General features: G+C 69.1%; 16 protein-coding genes. 10 read left to right on the forward strand and 6 right to left on the reverse strand.

Annotation, left to right across the window (positions count from 1 at the left end):
* Nucleotides 1–5 precede the first annotated feature (5 nt).
* Together EAO78_RS15930 and EAO78_RS17770 are read right to left on the reverse strand one after the other, a co-directional pair.
* Complete coding sequence (locus EAO78_RS15930) at nt 6–1,043, reverse strand: tyrosine-type recombinase/integrase (RefSeq protein WP_122106781.1); 1,038 nt, start codon at nt 1,041–1,043, stop codon at nt 6–8.
* A complete protein-coding gene (locus EAO78_RS17770; protein ID WP_136516525.1) occupies nt 1,044–1,607 on the reverse strand; it encodes a hypothetical protein in 564 nt (187 codons plus the stop codon).
* 59 nt (nt 1,608–1,666) lie between these two features.
* On the opposite strand from EAO78_RS17770, the gene EAO78_RS15940 reads away from it, so the two are divergent.
* The 6 genes from EAO78_RS15940 (at nt 1,667) to EAO78_RS15965 (ending at nt 5,614) form a co-directional block, all read left to right on the forward strand.
* A complete protein-coding gene (locus EAO78_RS15940; protein ID WP_122106783.1) occupies nt 1,667–1,957 on the forward strand; it encodes a DUF7854 family protein in 291 nt (96 codons plus the stop codon).
* Between the two features lie 115 nt (nt 1,958–2,072).
* Nucleotides 2,073–2,411 (forward strand): DUF7855 family protein, encoded by a 339-nt coding sequence (locus tag EAO78_RS15945; RefSeq protein ID WP_122106784.1) that lies wholly within the window; start codon nt 2,073–2,075, stop codon nt 2,409–2,411.
* A gap of 35 nt (nt 2,412–2,446) precedes the next feature.
* Complete coding sequence (locus EAO78_RS15950; RefSeq protein WP_136516526.1) at nt 2,447–3,250, forward strand: DUF7856 family protein; 804 nt, start codon at nt 2,447–2,449, stop codon at nt 3,248–3,250.
* A 24-nt stretch (nt 3,251–3,274) separates the two neighbouring features.
* Entirely contained in the window at nt 3,275–4,210 is a 936-nt protein-coding gene (locus EAO78_RS15955; RefSeq protein ID WP_238987739.1) for a DUF7857 domain-containing protein, read from the forward strand.
* Nucleotides 4,207–4,857, forward strand: a complete 651-nt coding sequence (locus EAO78_RS15960) for an AAA family ATPase (protein WP_122106786.1) — start codon at nt 4,207–4,209, stop codon at nt 4,855–4,857. The genes EAO78_RS15955 and EAO78_RS15960 overlap by 4 nt, the downstream gene beginning before the upstream one ends.
* A 70-nt stretch (nt 4,858–4,927) precedes the next feature.
* A complete protein-coding gene (locus tag EAO78_RS15965; protein ID WP_122106787.1) occupies nt 4,928–5,614 on the forward strand; it encodes a M48 family metalloprotease in 687 nt (228 codons plus the stop codon).
* A gap of 9 nt (nt 5,615–5,623) precedes the next feature.
* Here EAO78_RS15965 and EAO78_RS15970 read toward each other — a convergent pair whose 3' ends face one another.
* Nucleotides 5,624–5,929, reverse strand: coding sequence for a HalOD1 output domain-containing protein (locus tag EAO78_RS15970; protein WP_122106788.1), 306 nt, complete (start codon nt 5,927–5,929; stop codon nt 5,624–5,626).
* A 475-nt stretch (nt 5,930–6,404) separates the two neighbouring features.
* Here EAO78_RS15970 and pheS point away from each other — a divergent pair, with 475 nt between their 5' ends.
* Both pheS and pheT read left to right on the forward strand, forming a co-directional pair.
* The gene (pheS, locus tag EAO78_RS15975) at nt 6,405–7,910 is read left to right on the forward strand and encodes a phenylalanine--tRNA ligase subunit alpha (RefSeq protein WP_122106789.1); all 1,506 of its coding nucleotides are present in this window, start codon (nt 6,405–6,407) and stop codon (nt 7,908–7,910) included.
* Nucleotides 7,910–9,646 (forward strand): phenylalanine--tRNA ligase subunit beta, encoded by a 1,737-nt coding sequence (gene pheT / locus EAO78_RS15980; protein WP_122106790.1) that lies wholly within the window; start codon nt 7,910–7,912, stop codon nt 9,644–9,646. Before pheS ends, pheT begins: the two co-directional genes overlap by 1 nt.
* Nucleotides 9,647–9,717: 71 nt before the next feature.
* Here pheT and EAO78_RS15985 read toward each other — a convergent pair whose 3' ends face one another.
* On the reverse strand, nt 9,718–11,433 hold the full coding sequence (locus tag EAO78_RS15985; RefSeq protein ID WP_122106791.1) for an L-lactate permease: 1,716 nt from the start codon (nt 11,431–11,433) through the stop codon (nt 9,718–9,720).
* A gap of 181 nt (nt 11,434–11,614) precedes the next feature.
* On the opposite strand from EAO78_RS15985, the gene EAO78_RS15990 reads away from it, so the two are divergent.
* Nucleotides 11,615–12,121 (forward strand): LutC/YkgG family protein, encoded by a 507-nt coding sequence (locus EAO78_RS15990; protein WP_122106807.1) that lies wholly within the window; start codon nt 11,615–11,617, stop codon nt 12,119–12,121.
* Nucleotides 12,122–14,329, forward strand: a complete 2,208-nt coding sequence (locus EAO78_RS15995; RefSeq protein WP_122106792.1) for an LUD domain-containing protein — start codon at nt 12,122–12,124, stop codon at nt 14,327–14,329.
* A 34-nt stretch (nt 14,330–14,363) separates the two neighbouring features.
* Here EAO78_RS15995 and EAO78_RS16000 read toward each other — a convergent pair whose 3' ends face one another.
* Entirely contained in the window at nt 14,364–15,497 is a 1,134-nt protein-coding gene (locus EAO78_RS16000; protein ID WP_122106793.1) for an aminopeptidase, read from the reverse strand.
* Between the two features lie 148 nt (nt 15,498–15,645).
* Nucleotides 15,646–23,637 carry an RHS repeat domain-containing protein gene (locus EAO78_RS16005; RefSeq protein WP_122106794.1) on the reverse strand — a complete coding sequence of 2,664 codons (7,992 nt, stop codon included), beginning with the start codon at nt 23,635–23,637 and terminating at the stop codon, nt 15,646–15,648.
* Between the last annotated feature and the right edge of the window lies 1 nt (nt 23,638).

Here is a 23,638-nt window from a genome sequence, read left to right on the forward strand (position 1 = left end):
CACACTCACCAGCGATTCGAAGACGCGCCACGACCAGTTCCATCTGATTCATCGCCATCAGACGAGATTACGCGGCTGTCGATGTGATCGACTGATGCTGGAAAGCTATTATGATACTCTTGCTTAACATCGGTATCAACTAAGTCTAGGTATTGTTGAGTTGTTGATATATCCTCATGACCAAGATGCTGACGAATAAACGATATGTCGATCCCCGACTTTAGCGAGTGAACCGCATGGCCATGTCTGATAGCATGACTAGTGATCCGGTATCGGGGATCCCCGTTAACATCCTCTCCTACCTCTTCCTGAATTCCCGCTAACTCGGCAGCCTTCCGAACTACCTTGTTGATGTTACCGGGTGCGATTCTCTCTGATTTCCGTGAGACGAATAGATAACTTGAGTTTTCGGCAGATGTGAATCTACTCCGGTATCCACCATTGATGTATTGTTCCAGTAGAATATCTAGACTAGGCTGATAGAATACTTCTCTCCAAGTCCCGGTTTTCGGAGCGAATATATCGATCTTCCGTTCGTCCCAGACAATATCGTTCAATTCGATCAACGATGCTTCAGATTGACGTATGCCGGTTTGCCACATTAGTTCGATCAGTAGCTCATTACGGAGTTTAGGATCCGGGACGTTAGCTTTCAGAAGGTCTTTTTCTTCTTTATTGATGTATTTGATTTCCTCTTTATCCTCTCGCTTCTTTCGCTCTTCGGCAGAACCGGATGAATCATTCGTATAATCGGCATTTTTGAGTTTACTGCTATTGAAAGGTGATTCATCCTCTTCGGTAATGTAGTCGTAATACTTTTTGAGAGAGTAGTATCGGTTAGAAATACTTGCGTCAGAATATCCGTTCTGCCGTATCTCATTCAGATATTTGTTAATTTCATCGTATCCAGCATCAGCGGGATCTGTGCTATTATCTTGGCACCATTCTAGATAATCTTCTAAGTCCGCTCTTCTCTTGGCTACCGTCGCATCTGCCAAACTTCCACCTTCTAACTCTTGCTGAATGAATCTCTGGATATTCATTTACACGTCTCTCCAATACCGTTCTACTCCATTATGGTCCGTCGTTCGAACCCTTCCCGACATATCAGACGCTAGCTTCTCTAAGGCCTTTCTCATGTCCAATTCAGTTACTTCAAACACCTCTGCTAAGGCGCTCGGGGTTCCTTCCCAACCGGCTTTGAATTCTTCGGGGGATCGCTCACCCTCATTATGCTCAAGAGCCTGTATTTCTCTTCTTTTAGCTTCCCATTTTTTCGAACCCGGCTTTTCGTCCGGGAGAAGAGAGAATACATTATTTGCTAGTCGGCTAATCTCGGGATCTTCTTGAGTCGTGTGTTCTACTCTCTCAAGTCGTGAATCTAGCTTTCCGATTTCAGTCTGAATTTGCTTGAGAGTCTTACTGATATCCTCCAAGTGTTCCGATCCACTATCAGAACCTTCCCGTTGGCCGTTGATCTCCTTTTCAACGGAGAGGCGAATAAGATCGGACATGCTGTTAACTTCCATCGATTCATCAGCGTATTCTTGCCACCGTTCTTTCGCCTCCGAAGCGACTTTGACATTGACTTGTTTTCGTTCAGGCATGGCAACACGTCGCAGTTCGGTACCGAGTAGTAAAACACTTTCTACCAATTTTGTCTAATATGGACCGGATCTCCGCGTTACGGAACGTCGAGGACGCGCTCCGTGCGTTCGAGAACGGCGAGGAGGACCTGTCGGGGACCGAGCGGCGCGTCGCGGCCGTGTTGCGGACGTACGCCACGGAGTTCGACGGCGAGGACGACGTCTTTCGCGCCGTCGGCGACCCGCCGATCGACGGACGCGTCGTCGTCGCCCCCTCGAAGCCGGCGGCGCGAGAACGGGTGCTGGCGGCCGCCGGGATCGATCCCGCGACGGACGACGACCCTCCGGCGTTCGACCTCGAACGCGTCTGAGTTCGGCGCGTTTCCGACCGATCGATGACGCCGACCGCCGACGAACACCTACTTCCGCCGCCGACCGTCGATCGCGTTCGGAACCGATTTATTTCCCACCCGAGCACCGACGCTCGTGTTACTGGTCGTAACGTACTCGGAGGCTGCCCGGACCGGGCTCCGCAACGCGTGCCGCCGTCACGACGACCAGGTCGCCCGACGGTTCGGCCGCGCGGCGTTGCTCGAAGCGACGGCGTACGGCGCGTTCCTGGCGTTGCGGCTGCGCGAGACGCACGGTGACGCCGTCCAGATCGAGCGGACGGAGCCGTTCAACGAGTTCACGCTCGTCGACGACGCCGTCAGGGAGGCCGCGAGCGCCTACGCCGATCGCGAGACACGATCGACGCCGTACGCGTCGTTCGCCGCCGGAACGGACCATCCCGATCCGGAGACGATGAAGCGCCGGGAGCTGTGACCGCGCCCGAATCCGGTAACGTCGACGACGCACCCGTGGCGGGAGACGCAAGCACGTCGGACGCGTCGAACGGTCGCGACTCCCCCGACCGCGAGTCGTCGTCGCTCCCCGACGACGAACCGGTACCGGACCCGGAGGACGTGCTCGGACGGCTTCCGACGGGGACGAGCCTTCGGCGGGAGCTCGCCGCCGCGGCACGCTCTCGCGGGCTGGAGTCGTCCCTCGCGGACGAGATCGCGACGGTCCACGCGGATCTGACGACGATCGAGGTTCCGGCGATCGACCTCGAGAGCGCCCGGCGGCGGCTCGCCGACGCCACCGGCGAGGAGGACCGACTGAAGGAACGCGTCGCGACGGCCCGCGGCGACGTTCGGGCTCGCCGGGCGGTCGACGCCGATCCCACGGAGGCACTCGCCGACCTCGAGGCGGCCGCGGCGGAACTGGCGGAGGCACAGACCGCACGGATCGCCGCCGAACAGGCACTCGAGCGGGAGCGCGAACGGGCGGCCGCGGCGCGCGACGTTCGCGAGCGTCGGCTCGCCCTCCGCGATCGGCTGGAGAATCGAAAGCGCGACGCACGCGAGGAGCTCGCCCTCGCGGCGTACGCCGAGTTCCGCGAGGCGCTGTCGACGGTTCCGGGAGGCGATCCCGTGGACGCCGGGACGCGTCCGAGCGAGTACGAGGGCTCCGACCTCGCCGCCTCGTTCGCGGCGATACGGATCGCGGAGATCGAGGGGCCGGTGGCCCTGGACCCGTCGGTCGTCTCCGTCCTCGAGGCGGCGGAGGGGACGCGCCCGGAAGCGGTCCTCGACGTTCCCGTGACCCGTCCCGACCTTTAGATACGATGGGGCGTCAGTCGGCGCATGAGCGTGGACCTCTCCTGGAGCGTCGAACGCGAGGAGGGCGTGCGGTTCGTCGCCTGTCGCGTCCACAACGCCGCCGCCGTTCCCCGACGCGTGCGCGTTCGGAGCCGGATCGAAGAGCCGGTCCTCCCGCCGCGACGGGCCGGCGTGCCGGAGGAAGGGTGGGACTCGACGGGCGTGACTCTCCGGCTCGACCCGGACGAGCGCCGCGGCGTCGGATTTGCCGTCGTCGCGCCGGCGGACGAGCCGGTCCCCGAACCGCCGGTCGAGATCGCTGACGCGACCCCGATCGATGACTCCGACCCGGTCACCGACGCCGACTCGCCCGCCGTCACGGCCGATGAGGCGGTCCGATCCCTCGGCGATCACCGTCCGCCTCGCGACGCGCTCGTCGGTTCCGAACGGGCGGGTCCCTCCGTCGTCGACGGTGAAGGAGTGGAGACGCGGGCGACCGGAGAACGCGGGCGGATCGAGGATGCCGATGCGTGCGTGGACGACGAGTCCGTCGAAAGGAACACAGAACCGCCGAGCGACGGGGATGCAGAATCGTCGAGCGACGAGGATGTGGCATCACCGGCCGACGACGCGTCCCCACCACCGGCCGACGACGACTCGGACGACGTGGCGGAACGTCGCGCTCTGCGATCACAATCCGGGGATCCGAACGTCGTTTCGACCGAACCGGACGCTTTCGAGGACCGGCTCGAACGGGTGGAGCGTCGTCTGGAGCGGGCGGAGCGATTGACTGACGCCGACCTCGGGACGGCCACGGAGGAAGTGCAGCGTCTCGACGGCGTGAGCGCGGCCTCGACCCTCGCGGATCGGATCGCGGAAGACGCGACGGCGCTCCGGCGGCTGAGCGAGCGCGCGTCGTCGCTGGCGGCCCGCGCGGAGGCGACGGACGTGCCGATCGACGCGCTGGAGCGGCTCGCGTGATCCTCGCCGTCGCGGGCGGCAAGGGCGGCGTCGGGAAGACGACGCTCGCGTACAACGTCGCCGCCGCGCTCGACGCGGTCGTCGTCGACGCCGACCTCGGCATGGCGGACCTCCCGGCCGGCCGGGGCCCGGACCTCCACGACGTGCTCGCCGGGCGCGCGTCCGTCACGGAGACGATCCGTCCCGGTCCGGTCGACGTCGTGCCCTGCGGTCGGACGCTCGCCGGCGCACGGGCGTCGGACCTCACCCGGCTCGCCGACGCCGTCGAGGCCGTCGAACGGACGCACGGGACGGTCGTGATCGACTGTCCCGCGGGCCGGCGCGCCGACGCGGGCGTTCCGCTGGCGGTCGCCGACGCCTGCCTCGTCGTCGTCTCCCCGCGGGCGTTCGCGCTGGCCGACGCGATCCGGACGCGGGAGCTGGCGCGCGAGCTCGACGCCGGGCTCGTCGCGTGCGCGGTCAACCGGGTCGTCGAGGAGCCGCCCGCGGACGCCATCGCCGACGCGCTCGGCGCGCCGACGGCGGTTCTCCCCGCGGACCCCCGCGTCGGCCGCTCGGTGGTCGAGGAACGCCCCGTACTCGACGCCGCCCCCGACGGCGCTGCCGCCGACGCGATCCGGGAACTCGCGCGTCGGGTACCACGATAGCGGGACGGATCGCGGCGCAGCTCCGTCGAGACCGCGCCCTTTTAGCCTCGGCGCGCTCGACGACGGAGCGATGCTCACGGTCGCGCTCCTCCTCGGCGTCGTCGTCCTGGCGTTCCTCGCCGTCGAGGTCGGCCCGCTCTACGCGGCCGACCGCTTTCGAGAGCTCCGCGGGCCGACCGGTCCCGAGCGTGCGGCGCTCGACGAGCTCCGCCGCGAGGCCGGCCTCGACGTCGACCGGGTCGCGATCGTGGAGTCCGCCGATCCGGACTCGGTCGACGTCGCGGTGAAGGGCCCGCCCCGCCGGCAGGTGCTCTTTCTCACCGAGGCCGTCCTCACGGACCTCGACGAGGACGTCGCGGTCGGCCTGCTCGCGGCCGAGTCCGGACGGGTCGGGACGTACTACGGCGAGTTCCGCGCGGTCGCGATCGCGGTCGTCGTCGGGCTCCTGGCCGCGATCGTGACGGCGACCGTCGCGTTCGACGCCGGGTTCCTCGCGCTCGTCACGATCGGCGTGGCCTCCTTCTGGGTCGGGCGACGCGTCCAGTACGCCGCCGACGACCGCGCCGCCGACGCGGTGGGAGCGACACGGGTCGCGGACGCCTTCGAACGCGTCGCGGAGCGGCGCGACCTCGAACCCGAGACCGGCGACTGGTCGACGTGGTTCGAGGTCCAGCCCCCGCTCGGCGACCGGATATCGGCGTTGCGGGAACGAGCGAAATCGGACGACACGGCAACTGACGGCACTGACGGCACCTGACGGCGAGCGCTACTCGGCGATTCGGGCGACGGCCTCCTCGCCGTCGACCCGGACCGCGTACCGGCCGACGGTGAACGAGAGATCGAACTCCGCGTCGGAGCGATGAGCGACGAACGCGTCGATCGCGTCGGGATCGACGTGGTCGTACAGGACGATACCCGCCTCTTCCGCAAGGAACTCGGCGTCCGTGCCCGCGAGCCCGGAGATCGCCTCCACGACGGCGAGACTCGGCGAACGGACGCCACGGCTGTGGTCGACGCGAACCGTCTCGAGGGTCGATCTGCCGTCGAAAGCGCCCGCCGTATCACTGCTCATGTCCGTTCTTTTCCGGATCTGCTTATAAACCATGACTTCCGGGTCTCATAGCCGATAATTCGGGGTTTCGACGAACCGGAGACGGAGACCGCCGTCGGCGTGATTCCGGACGCCGACGGGCGAGGGTCCGTCTCGCCCGTCTGTCGGCTCGCACGGGGGTGTGCGGACCGAACGGATCGAGCGAAACGTATACTTACTCGGAAGGTCCACGCGGGGACATGGCACCCGAACACGCCACGAACGGGACCGTTCCCAGGACCGACGGCGGCGCGTTCGGGCCGTTCTTCGCGTGAACCGCGCGCGGTGGAGCCGTCCCGCGGCGGGGCGGTGAAACCGCGCGGTTCGGTCGGCGGCGAGGTGGAGGGGAACCGCGATCCGCTCGGGCTGCGATCCCGTCCGCCCCCGCCGCCAGGCACTGCGCCGGCGACGTGCCGGAACCGTTACCACTCAGCCACACACGTATCCACACAATCGAATGCGACTCCCGGAACGACAGCTCGCGGTCCTCGAGGCCGCGAGCGCGACGGACGAACGGACGATGGACGAGATCGCGGCCGAGACGGACCTGAAACCCGAGACGGTCACCGGCGCGGCCTTCGACCTCCGCGACGAGGGACTGCTCGCCGTGACGGAGACGGCGACCGAGGTCGCCGAACTCACCGACGAGGGGCGCGACTACGTCGCCGACGGCCTCCCGGAGACGCGCCTCTACCGGGCGGCGGTCGACGCCGGCGCTGCCGACGGGGCCGTCCCGATGGGCGAGGTCATCGGTCGCGCCGACCTGGCGGGGCCCGAGGTCGACATCGCGCTCGCGAACCTCCCGCGGAAGGGGTTCGGCCGGATCGATTCGGGCGAGCTCACCGTCGACCCGGACGCCGACCCGGACGCCGACCCCGAGGCGGCCGCGCTCGAGGCGCTCGCGGACGGCGAGAGCGTCGACGACGAGGCCGTTCTCGACCGGCTCGCCTCGCGCGGGCTCGTCGACCTGGCGGAGCGCACCACCCGGGCGGTCCGGCTCACCGACGACGGCGTCGACGCGCTCATGGAGGGCGTCGAGGCGGCGGAGACGGTCGGACAGGTCACGCCGGAGCTGCTCGCGAGCGGCGAGTGGGCCGACGTCGAGTTCGCCGAGTACAACGTCGAGGCGGACGCGCCGGCGGTCGAGGGCGGCCGGAAACACGTGCTCCGGCGGACCGCCGACCGCGTGAAGGACGTGCTCGTCGGCATGGGGTTCCAGGAGATGGAGGGCCCCCACGCCGACAGCGACTTCTGGATCAACGACTGCCTGTTCATGCCCCAGGACCACCCGGCGCGGACCCACTGGGACCGGTTCGCGCTCGACGTCGACCCGATGGAGGATATCCCCCCCGCGCTTCTCGATCGTGTCGAGACCGCCCACCGCGACGGATGGGGCGAGGACGGCGACGGCTACCACTCGCCGTGGTCCGAGGAGTTCGCCCGCGAGGTCGCCCTGCGGGGACACACCACCTCGCTGTCGATGCGGTACCTCTCCGGCTACGCCGGCGCGGAGCTGGAGCCGCCCCAGCGCTACTTCTCCGTCGAGAAGGTGTACCGCAACGACACGCTCGACCCGACGCACTTACTGGAGTTCTTCCAGATCGAGGGGTGGGTGATGGCCGAGGACCTCTCGGTGCGCGACCTGATGGGCACCTTCGAGGAGTTCTACCGGCAGTTCGGGATCACGGACATCCGCTTCAAGCCGCACTATAACCCCTACACCGAGCCCTCCTTCGAGCTGTTCGGCGACCACCCCGAGACCGGCGAGGAGATAGAGATCGGCAACTCCGGCATCTTCCGCGAGGAGGTGACCGGCCCGCTCGGCGTCGACTGCGACGTGATGGCGTGGGGACTCGCCCTGGAGCGGCTCGCGATGCTGACCACCGGCGCGGAGGACATCCGCGACCTCCACGGGACGCTTGCCGACATCGACTTCCTGCGGACCGCGGAGGTGAGCTACTGATGCCCGTCGTGGACGTCGACCCCGACGCGCTCCGGGGGCTCACGGACCGTACGGAGAAGACGAACGAGGAGTTCAAGGAGGACCTCTTCGGACTTGGACTGGAGTTCGAGGGCGAGACAGACGACGGCGAGCTGCAGTTCGAGTTCGCGCCCGACCGCCTCGACCGGCTGAGCGTCGAGGGCGTCGCCCGGTCGCTCCGCTATCACTACGGCGACGACCGCGGGGTGTACGTCCCCGACACCAACGACGCCGAGTGGACGATCGAGGTCGACGAGTCGGTGCCCGACGAGCGCCCGTACGTCACGGGCGCGGTGGTCCGCGGCGTCGACCTCGACGAGTCGGCGCTGGAGTCGCTGATCCAGCTGCAGGAGAAGCTCCACGCCACGATGGGTCGCGGCCGCGCGAAGGGCGCGATCGGGATCCACGACCTGGCGATGGTGAAGGGCGCGCCGCTCCGGGAGGGCGCGGAGCGCTCGATCACCTACCGGGGGATCGAGCCCGACGGCGAGACGTTCGTCCCGCTGGATTCGAACGACGAGCTGACGCCCGCCGAGGTGCTGGCGGAGCACGACACCGGGCGAACGTACGCCGACCTCGTGAGCGAGTACGACCGCTACCCGGCGATCTACGACGAGCTCGGCCTGTTCTCGTTCCCGCCCGTGATCAACGGGAGGCGGACCGAGGTCGACACCGAGTCCCGCGAACTCCTCGTCGAGCTCACCGGCACGGACCAGTGGACGATCGACAAGATGTGTACGATCGTCTGCTACGCGCTCTCCGCGCGCGGCGCGACGATAGAGGAGGTCGAGGTCGCGTACGCGGACGGGACGACTCATCCGGAGGAGTACGGCTCCGACCTCGTCCGACCGAACCTCGAGGTCGACGAGAAGTCGGTGAGCCACGACCGGATCGAGACGCTGCTCGGCGTCGACTTCGAGCCCAGGGACGTCGTCGACTGCTTCGAGCGCTCGGGACTGGACGCCAGCTACACGCTCGACGAGGCGGTGACCTACGAGGTGGAGATCCCGCCGTACCGCGTGGACGTGCTCCACCCGCTCGACCTCGTCGACGACGTGGGACGCGCGCACGGCTTCGACGAGCTGGAGCCGCGCTATCCCGACGTGGGAACCGTCGGGGGGCGTCACGAGCGCACCCGACTCGAGGACGCCGTCCGGACGAGCCTCGTCGGACTCGGCTTCGAGGACCTCCTCAACTTCCACATGACGAGCGGGGAGGAGAACTACGACCGCATGCGGATCGAGCCGGGGACCGACGTCCTCGGCGGGGACGAGCCCGTCCGGATCACGGAGCCGTACAGCGAGGAGTACACCCAGCTCCGGACGTGGGCGCTTCCCTCGCTTTTGCTCCTGCTCGAGGGCAACACCCACAACGCCTATCCACAGGACGTCGCCGAGGTCGGCTTCGTCGCCGAGCGCGACGAGACGGAGAACACGAACGTGGCCGAGTCCCGCCACGTCGCCGGCGCGGTCGCGCGGCGCGACGCCTCCTACGAGGCCGCGAAGGGCCGGCTCCAGGCGGTGTGTGACGACTTCGGCGCCGAACTCGAGACGCCAAGGACCGACCACCCGACCTTCATCGACGGTCGGACCGCGGCGGTCGTGCTCGACGGCGAGTCGGTCGGCGTGATCGGCGAGGTCCACCCGGCGGTCCTCGTCGACCACGACCTCGAGGTGCCCGTCGCCGCCTTCGAGTTCGACCTCGACGCGCTGCGGTGAGGTGGACGGCCGCGTAGTTCGGCCTCGCTTTTCGCGATCGGTCGGGGAGCCGAAGACCGCTGACCCGGGGTTCAGAACAGGCCGGGAACCAGGACGTACGTCAGCAGCATGCCGAACAGGCCGGCGAACACGGCGAGGATCGCCATCGGGACGATGGCCTTGCGCAGCAGGTCCCCCTCGCGACCGGTGATCCCGACGACGCCGCAGATGGCTGCGACGTTCAACACCGAGACCATGTTCCCGAGGCCGCCGCCGACGTTCTGGAGGCTGACGACTATCGTGCGGGAGAGCCCGACCGTTCCGGCGGCGTCGTACTGGAGCACGCTGAAGAGGATGTTCGAGGACGTGTTGCTCCCGGTCATGAAGGACCCGATCGCGCCGACCCACGGCGAGACGGCGGGGAGTAGTCCCCCGGCACCCATCGCGAGCGCTCGGCTGAGCGCCTCCATCATGCCGAGCAGGCCGGCGGCGTTCGTCTGCGACTGGATCATTATCTGCGTCATCGAGACGGCGATGACGAGCGTGAGCGCGGCGGGCGCGACCTGCTCGACCGAGCGCCGCCACGCCGCACCCATCTCGTCGACGTCCATCCCGTGGAGGAGCCCGGTGAGCACGGCGATGGGGATGAACGGCATCGTCCCCGGGAGATAGAGGTACTGGAGGGTGTAGCCGAGCTCCGTCCCCAGGATCGAGTCGAGACCGACGGTGAAGCTCTGGATCCACGCGAGGACCTCGGTGCCGGCGACGGTCAGGTCCGGCCACCGCGTGACGAGCAGTGCGAGCGCGACGAGCAGGTACGGCGTCCACGCCAGAAGCACCGACATCTCCCGTCTCGGCTGGTCCCGCGAGATCTCCTCGAGTTCGAGGCCGCCGAGCCACGTGTCGCTCCACGTCGAGTCGTCGGGGAAGTCCCACTCGTCTCGGGGGATCAGGACGTCGTTGCTCGCGAGGAGGAGCCCGAGCGCGAGCACGACGAACCCGGCGGCGATGTCCGGAAGCTCGGGCCCGACGAACCACGCGATCAGCAGCTGCGTGCCGCCGGTGACGGTACCGAGAAGCAGCGCGAACGGCGCGATCGGGAGGGTACTTCGGACGGCACGCGTGACGCTTCTGCCGTCGTCGCCGCCGTGACCGAACCAGTACGTCAGGAAGAACACGCCGAGAAGCCCCCAGAACACGTACGTGATCCCCGTGACGACGCCGGACCACGCGGAGACCATCGAGAGGAACTCGGCGACGCCCATCGACCCGGACAACGCCGGTTCGATGACCGCGCCGGTGCCGCCGATGACGGGCGTCCCGGCCGCGCCGAACGGCGGGTTCGGGGCGTTAAAGAAGAGACCGAACACCGCGGCGGCCAGCGGCGGGAACCCGAGACCGATGAAGAGCGGCGCGGCGAGCGCGCCCGGCGTGCCGAAGCCCGTGGCACCCTCGATGACGGTCATGAACCCCAGCCCGATGAGCAACACCTGGACTCGGCGGTCCTCCTCGATCTGCCCGAAGTACCACCTGATGGTAGCGATCGCGCCGCTTCCCTCGAGGTAGTTCATCAGGAGGATCGCGCCGAAGACGATGAGGATGATGTCGACGGCCTGAAGCGCGCCGTAGACGGCCGACGCCACCAGCCAACCGGGTTCCATCCGCCAGTACGTGAGTCCGATACCGCCCGCGAGCAGCCACCCAACCCCCATCGCGCGGGCCGCCGACCAGCGAAACCCGGCGAGAAGCACGAACGCGACGGCGATCGGGACGGCCCCGACGAGCGACAGCGTGAGTACATTCGTCATGATCGTGGTCCTCCGGTCCGTTTCGTCGTCTCACGACCACCCATTTGTAATTTTCTTTCCGATGATACCATCCGTCGGATGTCGTCGCAGGACCGGAGATCACGGTAATATCTAATTATGATATATCCCGCCCGTCCGGGAGGGGAAACGCCCAATAGGCCGTTCGATGAACGTTCGGTGTATGTCAACGGAACCGCTCGCGACGTTCGAGTCGTCGCTCACGGAGATCGGGGTCGAGCTCTTGCGGACGACCGCCGAGGAGTTCGAGTCGACGCTCGCCCCGCGTCTCGACGAACCCGCTGTCGGCACGCCGCTCCCGTTCGAGGGCGTCGGCCTGCCGGACGCCGTGGAGACGGACCCGACGGTGGCGGACCTCGAGGCCGCGAGGACCGGCGTCACCGCCGCCGGGTACGGCATCGCCGACTACGGCTCCGTGGTCGTTCAGGGCGGACACGCCGGCGAGGAACCGGTGAGCCTCTACGCGGACGAACACGTCGCCGTCGTCGCCGCGAGCGACGTCCTCCCGGACATGGACGCGGCGTTCGATCGGTTGGCCGCGGACGTTCGGGAGGGAGCCGGACGGGCCGTCATCGCGACCGGGCCGAGCGCCACCGCCGACATGGGCGCGCTCGTGAAGGGGGCCCACGGGCCGATGGAGGTCACGGTCGTGCTCCTGGAGGACGCGTAGATGAGCGTCGACGACCGCCGGCGGAAGGCCGAGCGCATCCGCCACCTCCTCGACACCGAGGGCGACAGCGTCCACGAGAACACGCGGGTGTTCAACGAGGGCCGATACGAGTCGGTCGCGAAGCTCGACGACTACGAATCCCTCAAGGACGAGGCGAGATCGATCAAGGAGGACGCGATCGAACGGCTCCCGGAACTCCTCGACCACCTCACCGAGACGGTCGAGGCGAACGGCGGCACCGTCTACGTCGCCGACGACGCGGCCGACGCGAACCGATACGTTTCCGAGGTCGTCGACGGCCGGAACGTGGTGAAATCGAAGTCGATGACGAGCGAGGAGATCGAGGTGAACGACGCGCTCGAGGCGAACGGCGCGGAGGTCTGGGAGACCGACCTCGCCGAGTTCGTCCTCCAGATCGCGGAGGAGGCGCCGTCACACATCGTCGCTCCGGCCATCCACAAGTCCCGCGAGGAGATCGCCGACCTGTTCAACGAGGTGTTCGACCCCGACGAGCCCCTCGAGACCGCCGAGGAGCTCACGCGGTTCGCCCGCGAGTACCTCGGCGAGAAGATCCTGGACGCCGAGGTCGGCATGACCGGCGCGAACTTCGTCACGGCGGACACCGGCACGCTCGCGTTGGTCACGAGCGAGGGCAACGCCCGTAAGTGCGTACAGGCCACGGACACCCACGTCGCGGTCGCTGGCGTCGAGAAGGTCGTTCCGAGCGTCGAGGACCTCCAGCCGTTCGTCGAGCTCATCGGCCGCTCGGGGACCGGACAGGACATCACCTCCTACCTCTCGCTTCTCACGCCGCCCGGCGACTCGCCGACCTTCGGCGGCGATGGGTCCGATCCCCTCGACGATCGCGACCTCGGGCCGGGCGACGACCGCGAGTTCCATCTCGTGTTGATCGACAACGGCCGGATGGAGATGCGCGAGGACGACGACCTCCGGGAGACGCTGTACTGCATCCGGTGTTCGGCGTGTGCGAACTCGTGTGCGAACTTCCAGCACGTCGGCGGACACGCCTTCGGCGGCGAGACGTACTCCGGCGGCATCGCAACCGGCTGGGAGGCGGGCGTCCACGGGCAGGACAGCGCCGCCGAGTTCAACGACCTCTGTACGGGGTGTAGCCGCTGTGTGAACCAGTGTCCGGTGAAGATCGACATCCCGTGGATCAACACCGTCGTCCGCGACCGCATCAATCGCGGGAAGGACGGCGACCTCGACTTCCTCGTCGAGGGACTCACCCCCGACGAGGAACCGGGCGGGGTCGACCTCCGGAAGCGGCTGTTCGGGAACTTCGACGCGCTCGCGAGGCTCGGGTCGGCGTTCGCACCGCTCTCGAACCGGGTCGCCCGAACCGACGTCGCCCGCTCGGTGATGGAGCGAACCCTCGGCGTCGACTCCCGTCGCGAACTCCCGGAGTTCGAGCGCGAGTCGCTCGTCGAGTGGTTCGAGACGCGCGGGTCGCGCGTGGCCCCCGAGGAGGCGCGGCGGCGGGTCGCGCTGTATCCCGACGCGTACACGAACTACGTCCGGACCGAACGCGGGAAGGCGGCCGTCCGCGTCCTGGAGGCGCTCGACGTCCACGTCGACGTTCCCGCGGCCGGCGAGAGCGGGCGCGCGCCGCTCTCACAGGGGATGGTGGCGACCGCCCGCTCCAACGCCGAGGCCGTCTACGAGGCGCTCTCGCCCGCCGTCGCCGCGGGCCGCGACGTCGTCGTGATCGAGCCGTCGGACCTCGCGATGTTCCATCGGGAGTACGAACGGCTCCTCCCCGAGGACGAGTACACGGCGCTGAAGGAGGACAGCTACGAGGTCATGGAGTACGTCTACGGGTTGCTGGAGAACGGCGCGAGCGTCGACGTGCTCGCCGACGGGAACGGCGAGCGGATCGCCTACCACAGCCACTGCCAGCAGCGCACGCTCGACCTCGAGCCCTACACGCTGGCCGTCCTCGAGGACTGCGGGTTCGACGTCGCGACCTCGGAGGTGGAGTGTTGTGGCATGGCCGGGAGCTTCGGCTACAAGTCGGAGTACTACGAGCTCAGCGTCGACGTCGGCGAGGCGCTCGTCGACCAGTTCACGACGGACGACACCGCGGACCGAACCGTCGTCGCCAGCGGCACGTCGTGTCTCGAACAGCTCGACGCGCTGCTGGCACGCCGACCGACACACCCGGTTCGGCTGCTCGACGGGCGATGAGGTGGCTTGCCGTTGCGACGTTCCCCGTCCCGCGTCACCCCTCGAAGCCGTCCTCCCACCGGAAGGTCCCGTCGCGCTGGACGACCTCGCCGTCGACGCTCATCGTCGACTCCGCGCTCACGTCGCTTATCATGTCGACGTGGACCGCGCTCTCGTTGCCCGATTCCCCGTCGGGCAGGCAGGCGTCGTAGGCGCGGCCGAGCGCGAGGTGGACCGTGTCCCCCATCTTCTCGTCGAAGAGGATCGAGTCGGTGAACCGGTCGATCCCGCGGTTCATCCCGATCCCCAGCTCGCCGAGTCGACTGGCTCCGGGGTCCGTCTCGAGCACGCTCGCGAGCGCGTCCTCACCCGCCTCCGCGGCGAAGTCGACCACCTCGCCGCCCTCGAAGACGAGGCGGACGTTCCGGACGCGCGTCGACTCGATCGTCATCGGCACGTCGAAGAGGACCTCACCCTCGGCGTCGTACGGCGCGGTGAACACCTCGCCGCTCGGCAGGTTGTGTGAGTCGTACGCGACGGAGGCCGCGGAGTTGACGGCGGTCCGACCCGCGATCGACATCCGAAGGTCGGTGTCGGGCGCGTCCGCGCGCTCGGTGACGATCCGGACCTCGTCGCCGTCGTCGAGGACCTCCTTCATGTGGGCCATCTCCTCGGCGAGCGCCTCCCAGTCGCGGAGGATCGCGTCGTAGACGAAGTCCTCGTACTCCTCGTGGGCCATCCCGGCCTGCTGGGCGAGGCTCCGGGTGGGGTGGACCGTCGACACCCAGTCGGTGTCCATCCGCGCCTCCCGGACGCCCTTTCTGGCTCTGGTGTAGGCCTGACGCGTCTCGCGGTCGACGTCCGCGGTCGCGGCCGTGTTGCGGCCGCCGCCCAGCCGGAGGTAGACGTCGGCAGCCTCGAAGATCGCCAGGTCGACCGCGGAGTCCTCGTCGAAGTCGGGCGTCCCGCCCTCGGCACCCGCCTCGGCTCCCTTCAGGTAGGCGCGAGAGACCTCGTCGGAACCGTACAGCGTCGTCACGGTCGCGCCCCGTTCGCCGAGCGCCTCCGCGACCGCGACGCCGAGGTCGTGGGCGTCCTCGGCGACGCTCACGACGACGTGTTCTCCCGGGTCGACCCGCGCGCTCCAGTCGACGAGCACCTCCGCGTGTTCGCGTACGCGTTCGTCCATGCGTGGGGCTCGCGTGCCGGGAATATAACGGATCGGCTCCGCCGCTACTCTTCGGGCAGTCCGAAGCCGAAGCCGACGCCGCCGGCGACGATCCAGTCGACCTCGGCTCCGTGAGGTGTTCGAGCGCGTCCGCGGCGGCCTCCCCCGCTCACTCCCCCGACTCGTCGGTCGTCGGCGGCAGTGGGACGTCGATGGCCGTCTCCTCCGGTTCGTCGCTTCCGTTCCGGGTACGGACGTCGTCGTCGATCGAGCGACGATACGTCAACCGCAGACGTAGCGTGCTCACGTCGTCGCCGACGTCGGGAAACAGCACCGTTCCGGTGCCGTCCGCGCTCCGGACCACCCGCACGTCTTCACACGGATCGAAGGCGTCCGCGGGCGGGACGGTTCGACGGTGTCCGACCGTTCCCCGCGGGCCACGCAGCCTGAACGTCGTCGGCGTCGGAGGGAGCCGGCCGGCCGCGTCCCCGTTTCGCGCCCGCCCGACCACGCCTGCCGGCAGGTCGGCGTCCGTCGGCGGCTGGTCGGCGATCCGGACGCGGGTGCCCGCCGGAAGCGCCGGCTCCGACTCGAAGACGTGGTACGGCACCCAGCCGTCTCCCGGTGCGGTGACGCGGACGTCCTCGAACCGCGCGCCGACGTTGGCCCGGCAGTAGACGCCGACCCTCCCGGCGTCGATGACCGGGTCGGTGACCGCGAACAGCCGCTCACCGTCGAGGTAGCCGACGATCTCGTCGTCCACGCAGTCGATCGTGAGGAGGTACTCGCGACCGACCTCGTACGGCTCGTCGTCGGCCCACAACACCGTCGTCTCACCGTTCGAACGGCGGGTGAGTCGACGGTATCCGCGCTCGTGGTCCATCGAGAACCGATAGAACTCGTCGTGACCACGGTACCGGAAGACGGCCCCGATCGCGTCGTCGTCCTCGGAGCGGAGGCGAACGGAGAGCCGGTAGTCGCTCCACGCGTCGTCGCCGGTCACCGCGTACGTCCCCGGCTGTCGGAAGCGGTTCCCGACGAAGCCGTACAGGTTGCTCGTCTGTTCGAGCGTGCCGTCGCGGGTGCGCCAGCGCGAGTGACGGGTCGTGTACGGCGGCTCGTCGACCACCTGCCAGCCGGCGACGTCCTCCCCGCCGGAGGCGTACGGTTCCTCGGACGCGTCGCTCTCGGCGGTTCCGTCCGCTTCGACCGGGTCGTCCTCCGCGAACGCGTCCGCGAGGAGTCGTGCGTCGGCGACCGACGAGTGAACCGACAGCGACGTGAACGTCGCGTCGTCGGCGGTGGTGAACATCCCGGCTGTACCGCCGCCAGGGAACTCGTCGTCGACGCCGAACAGCGGAACGTCGTCGACGGAGACCCACAGCGTCGTGTCGTCCGCACGAACGCGGAGCGTCAGCGGACCCGCCTCCGACCCGTGCTCGAACGGCACTCGCCGAAGGGCCTCGACGCCGTCGCCGGTCCGACGCTGGAGGGCGACCTCACCGTCGCCGACGGCGACCGCGTGGTAGTGGGTCTCGTCGTGGAGGCGGAAGAGGAGCCCAGCCCGTCCGGACGCGCCCGGCGAGACCGTCGTTTCCCAGACGCTCGATGTCTCCTCGACGGGACGAACGAGCCCGGTCCAGCCCTCGGTGCTCGCCGAGAGGCCGTCGTCGTCGACGGTCCACTCCGCGTCCGGATCGGGCGTTCGGGCGTCGCCTTCCGCCGCCGCCGCGAGCGACGCGATCTCGGACGACGTCGACGCGATCCGGACCGACCCCTCGGCGGGGTCCTCACGCGAGGGTACCCGGTTTCCGGGCGCTCGAACCGCGGCGGCCGCCTCGATAAGCTCGTACTCCTCGTCGGTGAGGCCGACGTCGGCGACGAGGTCCGGATCGACCGCCGCCGCCTCCAGCGCGGCCAGCGGGTTCGCGGGGTCCACCTCGACGTCGGCGTTTCGACCGCGGAGCGCCCGCCCGATCCGATCGGAGACGGCCGAGAGCCGGTCGTCGTCGATCGCCGGGTCGAACGGTCGCGACGCGGATGAACCGTCGCTCGGGTCGCTGTCCGGGGCGTCCGGGTCGCTGTCCGGGGCGTCCGGGTCGCTGTCCGGGGCGTCCGGGCCGACGTTCGGACCGTCCGGATCGACGCTCGGATCGAAAAACGGGCCGTCCGGGACGGAGCCCGGGATCGGCCCGTCCGGGTCGACGTCGGGCGGCAGGATCTCGCCCACGAACCCGTCGAACGGGTCCCCCGGCGTCGGCAGGTCACCGACGTCTCCGGGCTCCGGGGTGGGGACCCGTCGGTAGGGGGCGAGGACGCTCCGGTCGAGGAACTCGTCGTCGATCCCCTCGCCGACGGGCTCGGGGGTGAACCCCTCCTCGCCGGTCAGCCGTCGTTCGACGACGTGTCCCTCGGGAGGTTCCGTTTCGGCGAAGAGCACTTCGACGCTCTCGTCCCCGTCCGCCGTGGCTTCCCCGTCGTCCGCGCTCGACTCTGGCGCCCCGTACCGCACGTCCGTCACCTTCGTCACGTCGGGTTCGGTCTCCGGCGGGAGCGCCGTCTCGCTACAGCTCACCGCCGCGGTCGTCCGCGTCCAGTCGATCGGTTCCGGGCTGCGAACGAGGAGCGCGGTCGGCGCGTCCCCGTCGAGGAGCCACGTGGCGTCGAGCCCGTCGATCGACGGTCGATCGCCTGGCGTCAACGCGTGGAAGACGCGATCGTACGCCCGGGCCTCCGCCTCCCCCGGCGGGTCCGGATCGGCGTCCGGAAGCGGGACCGCAGCCTCGGGCGTGTCCACGGGAACCGCCTCGAGCGTGGCTTCGGAGGCGACCTCGAACGTCTCCCCCGGGAAGCTGTGGACCTGATGGACGAAGTCGGCGAAAAGCGAGGTCGTGAACGGGAACCGGTACGCGACGGGTGACCCGGTGCCGAACCCCTCGACGAGCACCTCGGGCACGACGAGGCCCTGAACGTCCGCGAGGCGGACGGCGACGCCGCCCGGCCCCAACGGGTCCGGATCGTCGACGACGAGCCGACGTTCGTCGTCGACGAAGACGTCCACCCGACCGTCGATGACCTGTATGCGGAGGCCGACGTCCATGCCGTCCTCGATCGGCGGCGCGTCGGTCGACGCGAGCGTCGTCGACGCGTCACCGTCGAGACGAACGAGCCGGTAGACGTCCTCGTCCGCGTCGACCTCGAACCGATAGCCGCGGCCCGCGTCGGGTGCGTCGCGGACGACGACGCCGGCCGTGCCGCTCGCGCCGCCCGTGAACCGGAGGTTCGTCGTCACGGCGTAGTCGTCCCACGTCGCCGGCGACGAGTCGCCGGGCGCGTCCGTGAGACGCACCGTGGCGTCCGCGCCGACGGCCGACGACAGCTCCACCCGGCGTTCGGGAGCGATCCGCCAGGTGCCGTCGTCGCCCAGGTCCGGAACGCCCGCCAGCGTGACGGTCCCGTCGGTCGCGTCCACGCCGACGATCCGATAGGTTCCGTCGGGGCGCTCGCGGTCGCCGCGGAACCACACGGCGTCGTCGTTCGGCGAGAGGACGCCGAGGTCCGCGTCGTCGTCGAGGGCGACGGTCGCCTCGCCGTCTACCGTCGACGTCACCGTCGCGGCGTCGCCGTCGAGGCCGTCGTGGCCGTCGGTGGTCACGTCGGCGGTGCCGGTCACGGACCACCGATCGCTCCCGCCGTCGAACGTCTCACGCAGGAGCGCCGGAACGAGCCGGGCCTCGAGCGTCGCGTCCGGGTCGAACACGAGCTGCGGGTCCCGATCCTCGAGGACGTCCTCGTGCGGAAGCGTCTCCTCGTCGACGCCGCCACACTCCTCGGCGACCCTGGAGAGCCACGTCCGGTCGTGTCGCTTCAGCGCGCGGCTCCCCGCCTTGCCCCATCTGGCCGAGCCGAGCCGCCCGTCGACGTCCCGAACCGGCCGGTCGTCCGCGTCGTACACCTGGAGTCGAAGGTCGCGGTCGGCCATCGCGTACAGCGTCTCGACGTACGCCTCCCCGAACCTGACGCCGACGTCGTAGGCGCGGTACACCGGCCGTGGCGTCGACGGACGCTCCCCGTCGGGGGTCACGCTCTCCGGGACGCTCCCCTCGACGTATCGCGAGAGCGTGTCGAACGATCGCACCTCGTCCGCGTCGGTACCGTTCCCGCCGTTGCCGCCGGGTGTCAGGGGCGTGCTCACGTCCGCGAGCGCCGGCGGCCCGCTCGTCTCGAAGTACGCGACCTCCCGCATCGTCCCGTCGTCGGGCCAGCGGTGCTCGAAGTCGGCGAGCGGTCCGCCGGCGACGCCACGGGCCTCGACGACGGTGTCGACCACGAGCCGATACCGCTCGTTCGGCTCCAGTACGCGGGGCTCGTCGCTCCATCGATCGAGTCGGTCCCGCACGTGTGCGGCGCCTTCGACGCCGCCGGCTCCCAAGGTTCCGATCGGGACGGTCGCCTGACAGACCTCGACGATCCCGAAGGTGCCGGTCGAGGTCAACACGACCCGGTCGATCCCCGGCTCGGCGTCGAACGTGACCGTGTGTCGCTCGAAGCCGATCGGTTCGGCCTTGGCGACGTGGTCGCCCTCGTCGGGGCGGAGGTCGAAGACCTCTTGTGGAACCGAACGGATGTCCGTGTCCTCGACGACCCCGTGCCCGTACGCGGTCGCGGTGAGGTGTGTGTGATCCCGCCGGAGCACGAGCGTGACCTCGACGGACCGATGGCTCCCGTCGAGGTCGATCGTCGCCGACCGCGTCGTCCCGCCGCCGTCCTTTCGGCTGGGGCCGGCGTACGTCAGCGCCTCGAACGTACCCTCGTCCGTCGGGAGCGTCGCGACCGACGGGAGCGCGCCGGTCGTGTTCGAGACGAACGCGGGCCATCCCTCCTGCTCGTGGGTGACCGTCACCTCGTCGGCCGTCTCACGGACCAGCTCCTCGCCCACCTCGGTGCCGGCGAGCCGGAAGCACCGGCCGTCGGCGTAACACGGGTACGTACCGAGGAGGCGGTCGGTCCCCTCCTCCCACGCGCCGCCCGTGTTCCGCCCGTAGTCGTACGGGTTGACGGACCAGAGCCGGAGTTTCGTGTTCGCGGTCGGCGGCGTGCCCGCCTCGTCCGGGGCGCCTCCCGCGCCGATCCGCGTGTCGGGCAGCGGCGCCCAGGAACCGAAGACGGGGCCGTCGTCGACCCACCCGTCGGCGTCGGCGTCCCAGCGCTCCAGCGAGACGTCCCGTAGGCCGTAGCGCGCCTCGACGGGGCCGTCGTCGGTCGGGTCGCCGACGAGCCGCCACTCGGGGCCCGCCGTCGACGCGTTGACGCCGACGTCGCCGTCGTCGATCACGGACTTCGAGAAGGTCAATTCGGGCCGCACGTCAGGGGGCACGACGGGGACGTCCTCCGGCGGGACGGTCCCGTCGTCGGGCGGCGTCGGCAGCCCCTCGTCGTAGCCGAGCAGCCGGTCGCCGTTCTCGCCGCCCTCGCCCGCCGTCGCGTAGTCGGGCGTCAGGAGCGACTCGGAGCGCGGGAGCGGCCACCGCGTCGTCACGCGTTCGTGGCCGAGCGCGACGCCGTCCAGCGGGGCGGGCACCGGCGGCGGACTCGGCACGGGCCCCCACTCGAGCGAGACGCTCGCCTCCGGATCGGGCAGCGGCCAGGGCGTCTCGAGCGCGACGCGCACGTCGCCGTGTAGGTGGAACGGATCGAGCGCCTCTGCGCCGAGCGCGGCGTCCGCGGTGATCGACGCGCCGACGCCGAACGCGGACAGCTCGACCGAGCCGTGGAGAAGCACCTCACCAGAGAAGTGGGTCGGCTGCCAGCTGAGCCGGACGTGTCCGGCGACCCACGCCTCGAAGGAGACGGCGAGCGGGCCGAACTCGAACGATTCGTCGTAGCCGGCGCGGGCACCGGTGGCGACCCGGTCGGCGTCGATCATCAGGTACCCCTCCGCGGTGAAAAGCAACGCCTCCGCCCGCACGCGGTCCTCCCGCGGCTCGCGCCGACCGAGGTTCAGATACCAGGCGGACGGGTCGGCGAAGTCGTAGTGCGCCTCGACGCCGGCCCGCACGTCGAGGAGGGTCGCGTCCGCCGACCGCTTCGTGAACGCGGCGTCGATGCCGAAGGTCACGTTTCCGGCGTCGCCGTCGAGCACCGCGAGCGCGCGTAACGCGCCCTCCGCGTCGACGTCCGCACCCGAAGAGAGGACGTCGGCACGTCCCTCGAGCATGATCACGGGGCCGGGGAACGCGATGACGAGCAGCAGGTCGGAGCCGAGCGCGAAGCCGTTGTCAGCGCTCGTGCCGAGCGTGACCCCGGCGCCGAACGCGAACGCGCCGGCACTGGGTCGCCACTGGGCGTCGAAGTCGTCGACGCGGGGCTCGCCGCTCGCGTGATACCAGCTCTCGTCGGCCTCGCCGCTCAGGGCGTACCACTCGCGGTCGCCGCGGTGCGGCTCCATGTTGTGCGCGTACAGCCCGCCCATGCCGTAGATGGACAGCCCGGTCGAGAAGAGGGGAATACCCGCCGGGAGGCTCGCGTCGAGCGAGACCCCGAGGAAGGTGAACGCCTCCCCGTCCGGTCCGGTCTCGCGGCCGACGATCAGCGTCGCCGAGATCGAGGTGTCGAGGGCGAGCAGGTCGAGGTCGACGTCGCCGTAGTACCGTTCGTCCGCGGGGTCGAAGGCGATCGATCCGGAGAACGCGAGGGCGTCCGGCACCTCGAACTCGACGCCGATGCGGTCGAAGGTCACCTCGACGCCGTCGCCGTCGGGGTTCCACGCGACCCGGAGTCCCTCGGTCGACGCGCCGGCGGGGATCCCCTCGACGATGGCGATCGACCCGCCGAACGCGACGTACCGCCAGCCGTCGTCGCGGGTGCCGAACCCGAGTTTCGTCACCTCGAGCTCGATCCCCTGGAGCTCGGTCGACCGCTGTGACGGCAGTTCGATCCAGCTCCCCTCGAAGTCGACCTCGCCGTCGCTGTCGATCGTTATCTCCGGCACTTCGATCGTCGGGAGGTCGAGGTCGTCGACGCCGGGGTCGACGTCGGGGCCCCCCTCGCCGACGAGCGGTCGAAGGGTGCCGGCGACCGAGACGCCGACCCCCTCCGCGTCGCCCGCGACGACCAGCCCGAACGAGTCGACGTCGAACGCGGCGACGCCGGGCACCTCGAGCGAGACGAGGTCCTCGTCCGTGACCTCGCCGACCGACTCGGCCCCAGGGTCGGGGAGACCGACCAGCCGCGCCGTGAGCGTGCCGTCCATGTCGAACGCGAGGTCGACGACGACCCGTTCGTCGAAGTACGGGACGAACAGCTCGCCCGCGATCGAACAGGTCGACAGCGCGGTCTGGACGAACTCCACCTCGACCGCGGTGACCGCGAACGCGAGGTCGCCGAGCGACCCCGCACCCTCGCCGGTGTACGTCTCCGCGTCGGGGTCGAAGGAGACGTCGGGTTCGTACCCGATCGTCCCGCTGAGGCCGCCGGAGCCGATCGCGGTCCCGCGTAACACGACGTCTCCGGACACCGGCCAGCGATCGGGGAAGGAGACCGACGCGTCGCCGACGAAGAGCCCGACGAAGCCGTCGTCGACGGACGAGCCGTCGAAATCGTCGTGGTCTGCGATCGCCGGGGAGAGCCCCGTCGGCGAGACGTCGAGGACGACGTCGGTCGCCTCGATCACGACGCCAGTGTGTCCGATCTCCGCGGGCGGCAAGTCGACGCCCTCGAAGCCGTTCACGTCGAGCGACCACGCGTGGTCGACGACGACGTCGACGGTCGTCGTCACGTCGAGGTGCTCCGGCCTCGTGCCGTCCTCGTCCGGTGTCGGCCGGAGCACGTCGCCGTCGACCCGGGCCGTGAGTCGGACCGATTCGATCGTGAGCTCCCACTCGGCGTCGACGATCAGGGTGGCGTCGACCGTCGTCTCGCCGGTTCCCGGCTCGCCGAGAACGAACGTGACGCCGGCGCTGCCGGGGATCGAGAGGAAGGGCTCGCCGGCGACGAGCAGCGAAACGCTCGCCTCGCCGTCCTCGTAGTCGTAGTCGTCCACCAGCACCTCGCCGAGGAAGTCGGGTAGGTCGTCGGTCGAGACGCCGATGGGGTCGAACTCGTCCGCCATGAGCTCGTCGAGCGGTTCCGCGTCGGCCGTGGATGATCGTGTCGTCGGCATG

The organism is Halobellus captivus (genome assembly GCF_003697845.1).
Classification (GTDB): domain Archaea; phylum Halobacteriota; class Halobacteria; order Halobacteriales; family Haloferacaceae; genus Halorubrum; species Halorubrum glutamatedens.

Excerpts from the sequence above, each read along its gene's own strand:
- EAO78_RS15930 (WP_122106781.1), bottom strand. The coding sequence starts at position 1,043 with ATGAATATCCAGAGATTCATTCAGCAAGAGTTAGAAGGTGGAAGTTTG.
- EAO78_RS17770 (WP_136516525.1), bottom strand. The coding sequence starts at position 1,607 with ATGCCTGAACGAAAACAAGTCAATGTCAAAGTCGCTTCGGAGGCGAAA.
- EAO78_RS15940 (WP_122106783.1), top strand. The coding sequence starts at position 1,667 with ATGGACCGGATCTCCGCGTTACGGAACGTCGAGGACGCGCTCCGTGCG.
- EAO78_RS15955 (WP_238987739.1), top strand. The coding sequence starts at position 3,275 with ATGAGCGTGGACCTCTCCTGGAGCGTCGAACGCGAGGAGGGCGTGCGG.
- EAO78_RS15965 (WP_122106787.1), top strand. The coding sequence starts at position 4,928 with ATGCTCACGGTCGCGCTCCTCCTCGGCGTCGTCGTCCTGGCGTTCCTC.
- EAO78_RS15970 (WP_122106788.1), bottom strand. The coding sequence starts at position 5,929 with ATGAGCAGTGATACGGCGGGCGCTTTCGACGGCAGATCGACCCTCGAG.
- pheS (WP_122106789.1), top strand. The coding sequence starts at position 6,405 with ATGCGACTCCCGGAACGACAGCTCGCGGTCCTCGAGGCCGCGAGCGCG.
- pheT (WP_122106790.1), top strand. The coding sequence starts at position 7,910 with ATGCCCGTCGTGGACGTCGACCCCGACGCGCTCCGGGGGCTCACGGAC.
- EAO78_RS15985 (WP_122106791.1), bottom strand. The coding sequence starts at position 11,433 with ATGACGAATGTACTCACGCTGTCGCTCGTCGGGGCCGTCCCGATCGCC.
- EAO78_RS15990 (WP_122106807.1), top strand. The coding sequence starts at position 11,615 with ATGTCAACGGAACCGCTCGCGACGTTCGAGTCGTCGCTCACGGAGATC.
- EAO78_RS15995 (WP_122106792.1), top strand. The coding sequence starts at position 12,122 with ATGAGCGTCGACGACCGCCGGCGGAAGGCCGAGCGCATCCGCCACCTC.
- EAO78_RS16000 (WP_122106793.1), bottom strand. The coding sequence starts at position 15,497 with ATGGACGAACGCGTACGCGAACACGCGGAGGTGCTCGTCGACTGGAGC.
- EAO78_RS16005 (WP_122106794.1), bottom strand. The coding sequence starts at position 23,637 with ATGCCGACGACACGATCATCCACGGCCGACGCGGAACCGCTCGACGAG.